At 63.3% G+C, this 6,110-nt stretch carries 4 protein-coding genes; all 4 read right to left on the reverse strand.

All coding sequences use genetic code 11. The annotated features are described in order from the left end of the window. Nucleotides 1-50: 50 nt before the first annotated feature. Entirely contained in the window at nt 51-413 is a 363-nt protein-coding gene (locus tag OKB81_RS09350; RefSeq protein WP_041205372.1) for a copper-binding protein, read from the reverse strand. Between the two features lie 46 nt (nt 414-459). Continuing rightward, nucleotides 460-3,582: an efflux RND transporter permease subunit gene (locus OKB81_RS09355; protein WP_042649822.1), complete on the reverse strand. Its 3,123-nt coding sequence runs from the start codon at nt 3,580-3,582 to the stop codon at nt 460-462. Nucleotides 3,583-3,655: 73 nt separating this feature from the next. Then, on the reverse strand, nt 3,656-5,152 hold the full coding sequence (locus tag OKB81_RS09360) for an efflux RND transporter periplasmic adaptor subunit (protein WP_161506968.1): 1,497 nt from the start codon (nt 5,150-5,152) through the stop codon (nt 3,656-3,658). A gap of 249 nt (nt 5,153-5,401) precedes the next feature. Beyond that, nucleotides 5,402-5,908, reverse strand: coding sequence for a hypothetical protein (locus OKB81_RS09365; RefSeq protein WP_160837195.1), 507 nt, complete (start codon nt 5,906-5,908; stop codon nt 5,402-5,404). Between the last annotated feature and the right edge of the window lie 202 nt (nt 5,909-6,110).

Raw genomic sequence — 6,110 nt, forward strand, 5'->3', positions numbered from 1 at the left:
AAATAAAGACGGCGGGATGATCCCGCCGTCTTTTATTGAAATCAGTCTGTTTACTGTTTCTGGATGGCTGTCACGGTGAGCTTGCCGGCTGGGTTCTCGGCGTGAAAGCGCACCGCATCCCCCACTTTCAGATCCTGGAGCAGAGCCGGATCGGCCACCCGAAAGACCATGGTCATCGCTGGCATCTTGAGGTTGTCGATCGCCTCGTGCTTGATGCCGACCTTGCCGTTGGCCGCGTTGATGCGGCTTATGACCCCCTGGGTCATCGCCATCTCGCCCATCTCGTTCATGCCTTCCATCTGGCTCATCTGGCCCATGTCGTGGCCGGCATGGTTCATCATCTCCTCGGCTTGCAGGCTGGTGTGGGTGGCAAGGCCCAGCAGCAATGTCAGGGTCAGCGTCTTGTAGTTCATGGTGTTTTCCTTCAATCGTTCAGTCGAAAAGGGTTGGGAAATCGGGTCATTCGGATTGTTGATAAGCAGGCAGGTTGCTGCTGCGCCACAGGTAATAGGCGGCGGGCAGCACCAAGAGGGTCAGACCTAAGGCGCTCACCATGCCGCCAATCATGGGGGCGGCGATGCGCTGCATCACCTCGGAGCCGGTGCCTTGGCTCCACATGATGGGCAACAGGCCAGCGATAATGGTCACCACCGTCATCATCTTGGGGCGCAGGCGCAGGGCGGCGCCGTGGATCACCGCCCGGTGCAGGCCCGCCTGGTCCGGCTTGCCGCTGGCCACGAGGTCATCCCAGGCGTGGTTGAGGTAGACCAGCATCAGGACGCCGGTCTCCACCGCCACCCCCGCCAGGGCGATAAAGCCCACCCCGACCGCCACCGAGAGGTTGAAGTCCAGCAGCCAGAGGGTCCAGATCCCCCCCACCACCGCCAGCGGCAAGGTGGTGAGAATGAGCAACACCTCCTGGAAGCGGCGAAACGCCAGATAGAGCAGCAGCACGATAATGGCGACGGTTAATGGCACTACGTAGGCGAGGCGGGCCTTGGCCCGCTCCATGTACTCGTATTGGCCAGACCAGGTGAGGGCGTAGCCCGCTGGCAGCACCAGCTGCTTGTCCACCTCGGCCTTGGCCTCTGCCACAAAAGAGCCGATGTCGCGGCCACGAATGTCGACGTAGACCCAGCCGTTGAGGCGCGCGTTTTCACTGCGCAGCATGGGGGCTTCGTCGCTGATATAGACCCGCGCCACGTCCGCCAGGGCGATACGAGCGCCACTCGGAGTGACCACCGGCAGCAGCTCGAGGCTCGCCACCGAATCGCGATAGCTCTGGGGATAGCGCAGGTTGATGGGGTAACGCTCGCGCCCCTCGATGGTCTGGCCCACTTCCATGCCGCCCACCGCGGTGGCGAGCACCGCCTGCACGTCGGCGATATTGAGGCCGTAACGGGCCGCTTTCAGCCGGTCGATGTCCACCTTCACGTAGCGGCCACCGGCCACCCGCTCGGCGTAGACCGATGAGGCGCCCTCCACCTTGCCGACGATCTGTTCCAGCTGCTGGCCGAGCTGCTGGATCACCTTGAGATCGGGCCCCGCTATCTTGATGCCGACCGGGGTCTTGATGCCGGTGGCCAGCATGTCGATGCGGGTCTTGATGGGGGGCACCCAGGCGTTGGTGAGACCGGGGAAGCGGATGAGTGAGTCAAGCTCCTCCTTGAGCTTCTCCGGGGTCATGCCGGGGCGCCATTGGTCGCGTGGCTTGAGCTGGATGCTGGTCTCCATCATCACCAGATCGGCGGGGTCGGTGGCCGATTCGGCGCGCCCCGCCTTGCCGAACACGTTCTGCACCTCGGGCACGGTGCGAATGAGCTTGTCGGTCTGCTGCAAAATCTCCCGCACCTTGCCCACCGAGATATTGGCCGCGGTGGTGGGCATATACATGATGTCCCCCTCATCGAGCGGCGGAATGAACTCGGAACCCAGGTACTTGAGCGGCCAGAAACCCGCCACCGTCACCACGGCGGCGATGGCCAGAGTGGTTTTCGGACGAGCCAGCACGGCTTTGAGCAGCGGCACATAGCCCTGGCTCAGCCAGCGGTTGAGGGGGTTGGCCTGCTCCGCCAGCACCTTGCCACGGATGAAGTAGCCCATGATCACCGGCACCAGCGTGATGGCGAGCCCGGCCGCGGCGGCCATGGCGTAGGTCTTGGTGTAGGCGAGGGGGTGGAACATCCGCCCCTCCTGTGCCTCCAGCGCGAACACCGGCAGGAAGCTGATGGTGATGATCAGCAGGGAGAAGAAGATGGCGGGCCCCACCTCTATGCTCGCCTCGGTGATGATGCGCCAGCGGTTCTTGTCGGTGAGCGCCTCCCGCTCCATGTGTTTGTGGACGTTCTCGATCATCACGATGGCACCGTCCACCATGGCGCCGATGGCGATGGCGATGCCCCCCAGCGACATGATGTTGGCGTTGATCCCCTGCAGGTGCATCACGATGAAGGCGGTCAGGATGGCGATGGGCAAGGAGATGACTACCACCAGGGATGAGCGCAGGTGAAACAGGAAGGCGAGGCAGACCAGCACCACCACGGCGAACTCCTCCACTAGCTTGCCGGAGAGGTTGTCGATGGCGCGCTGGATAAGATCCGAGCGGTCATACACGGTGACGATCTCCACCCCTTCCGGCAGGCTGTTCTTGAGCTCTGCGAGCCGTTTCTTGACCCCGTCTATGGTGTGCTGGGCGTTCTCGCCGAAACGCATGACGATGATGCCACCGACCACTTCCCCCTCGCCGTTAAGCTCGGCGACGCCGCGTCGACTCTGGGGGCCGGTGACCACATCCGCCACGTCACCCAGCAGCAGCGGGGCGCCGCGTACATTGGTACCGAGCGGGATCTGCTTCAGATCCTCCACGCTCTTGAGGTACCCGTTCGAGCGCACCATGTACTCCGCTTCCGCCATCTCGATGACGGAGGCACCGGTCTCCTGGTTGCCCTGCTGGATGGCGGTCTCGATGAGGGAGAGCGGGATGCCGTAGGCACGCAGCTTGTCCGGGTCGACCCGCACCTGATATTGGCGCACCATGCCGCCCACGGTGGCGACCTCGGAGACGCCGTCCACCGTCTGCAGCTCGAACTTGAGCAACCAGTTCTGCAGCGACGTGAGCTCGCTCAAGTCGTGCTTGCCGGTTCTGTCCACCAGCGCGTACTGGTAGACCCAGCCCACCCCGGTAGCATCGGGGCCGAGCTGGGGGCGGGCGGAGGCGGGCAGGTTGGGCGCAACCTGGCTCAAATACTCCAGCACCCGGGCACGGGCCCAGTAGAGGTCGGTGTCGTCGTCAAACAGCACATAGACGAAGGAGTCGCCGAAGAAGGAGTAGCCACGCACCGTGGTGGCCCCCGGCACCGCCAGCATGGCGGTGGTGAGCGGGTAGGTCACCTGATCCTCCACCACCTGGGGCGCCTGGCCCGGGTAGGCCGTCTTGATGATCACCTGCACGTCGGAGAGATCCGGCAGGGCGTCCACCGGGGTCTGCTTGACCGACCAGAGCCCCCAGGCGGTAAGCATGACGGTCAGCAGCAGCACCAGAAAGCGGTTGCCCACGGACCAGCGAATGATGGCAGGAATCATGATTGGACTCCTTTCTCATTGGGCGCAGAGAGTGAAGAGCGGTTGTTGGCAAAGCCGCGAATGATGGAGGGGATCATGACTTCTTCTCCATCTGGCTATGATCCATCCCTTCCATCTCATCCTTTGCCGGCGCATCAGCGCTGGCCGGAGCACTCTCCTGATGGATGGTGGTGATGCGGTACTCATCTCCCTCCTGCATCACTTGCAGATGCAGGGTCTGACCCTCGGTCAGCTTGCTCATGTCGACCCCGTCCGCCACGGTGAACTCCATCTCCATGGCGGGCCACTGCCACTCGGGGATGGGCTGGTGGGAGACCATCAGGGTGCGGTTGGCGAGATCGATGCTTTCAACCTCGCCCTGAGTCCACACCTGGGCGGGGCGCACCGCCGTCATGCGCTGGAAGTCCGAAGTGATGGCCGATTCGGAATCGAGCAGGAACTGGGCCGAGCTGACGATACTGTCCCCCGCTTCAACCCCCTCCTGGATGGCCACCTTGTCGCCAAACTGGGGGCCCAGGGTAACGGCCACCGACTTGAAGCTGCCATCTCCCAGCGCCAGCACCAGCCTGTCCTGGCTGCCGGTGCGGATCACCGCCTCGCTTGGCACCACCAGCCGGGGCTCTCCCTGACCAGTACGAATGTTTACTTTGGCGAACATGTTGGGTTTCAGGAACTCGTCCGGGTTGGCAAAGCGCAGCCGTACCTTGAGGGTGCGGGTGGCGGCATCCAGGGTCGGGTAGAGGTAATCGACCTGGCCCTGCCAGTTGCGGCCGGGGGCGTAATCCAGGGTCATGGTGACCGGATCGCCCACCTTCAGCTGCGCCGCCTGACGCTCGAACACCTCGGCACTGACCCACACCTGCTTGAGGGTGCTGATGTTGAAGAGCGCCGCGGCGGGCTCCACGTACTGGCCTTCGCGCACTTTCAGCTCGGAGACATAACCGCTGCTCGGGGCATAGATGCGCACCGTCTCCTGCACCTGGCGACTGCGCTTGAGGGCCGCTATCTGATCCGCCGGTACCTGCAGGGACTTGAGCTTGCCCTCGGCGGCGCGCAGCAGCAGCGGGTTGGCGGTGTTGAGGGCGAGCAGGTACTCGTGCTGGGCGTTGACCAGATCCGGGGCGTAGAGCTCGTAAATCAGGCTTCCCTTGCTGACCTGCTGCCCCTCGCTCTTGATGGCGAGGGTGCGGATCCAGCCCGCCATGCGGGCGTTGACCGCCTCCAGCCGGTCTTCGTCATAGCCGACGTAGCCCACCGTCTCGATCTGCTGGTGGATGGGCAATCGTTCCACCTTGGCGAGGCGCACCCCCAGGTTCTGCTGGATCTCGGGGCTGATGGTGACGGTGCCCGGCGAGCCGCTCTTCTGCTCCTCATAGACGGGAATGAAGTCCATCCCCATGTTGTCCTTGGCGGGGCCGTCGCGCTTGTCGCGGGGATCCATGGGGTTGACCCAGTAGAGAGGCGTCTTCTCGGCGCTGGCGCCATCGCCAGGCAGGTGGCTGGCGGCCCAGTAGCCGCCACCGGCGCCGAGGGCGAGCAGCAACGCGGCCATTAACAGGGTCTTGTTCATGACAGGCCTCCGGCACACAGCGGGCGGGAGGGCCGGGCGCACGAGGGTGCGAACGTCTTGGGTGATGACATGGTACTTCTTCTCTCGTATCGGGCCGTCCGGCCGTGAGCGGATGCGGTGCAACAGGCACGTGGCGCTCGGCTCGCGGTGGACAGGATTGGCCGACAATCGGGGCACCGCCGACGGAGCGGCCGGTGCACGGCATGGCGATGGCAGTACCATCGCACGGGCTATCGGGAGAAGTGGTTTCTAATGGCGCAGCACAGACAGCATCAGATGCCGTCTGGGCCAGGAGGGCGGATGGGTACCACGCAGGCGCAGGAAGGGATCCCGCAGCCAGTTGTCCAGCAGGGGACCGACATGCCACGAAGGGGGCAGCAACAACAGCGGAAGCAGCAGCAATGACAGCAGCAGGCCGAACAGGGGAGGCGCATTGGCGGCACCGGAGAAGCCGCTCTGCATCTGACACTCATCCCCCGACAGGGACTCCGCATTCACTGTGCCCGAATGGCAGGAGAGGGGAGCTGTGCCGACCTGGTCATGGTTCATGGCGGCGTGCTGTACCGACTCGCTCCCGTGCAACCCATGAGACAGGGGATGGGGCTGTGCCATCGGGGTCAGGGTGGTGTCGGGTGAGTGGCTTGTAAGGGAGGTGGCCGCACCATGCCAGCCGATGCAGAGGGTGAGATTGCAGACGAGCAACAACGCCAGCAATAGCCGGGCGATGAGTTCTGTGGGCAATCTCGATGACAACATGGTGCATCTTTCCTGTGACGAATATGAGGAATGTAAACCTTACCAACAGGAGAAGGTCAAGGTATGGCAGACCCGCTCTGCCAAAGAGTTGATATGGATTAAGAAATGGCGGGGCTATAAACGAAAACCTGATTACCCATGATTAGCAGTCAGTTACCACGAACTATACTGATCTTACGTACAGTTATCGAGGTGCGAGATC

Origin of the sequence: Aeromonas sp. QDB56 (assembly GCF_027705505.1) — a bacterium.
Taxonomy (GTDB): Bacteria; Pseudomonadota; Gammaproteobacteria; order Enterobacterales; family Aeromonadaceae; genus Aeromonas; species Aeromonas caviae.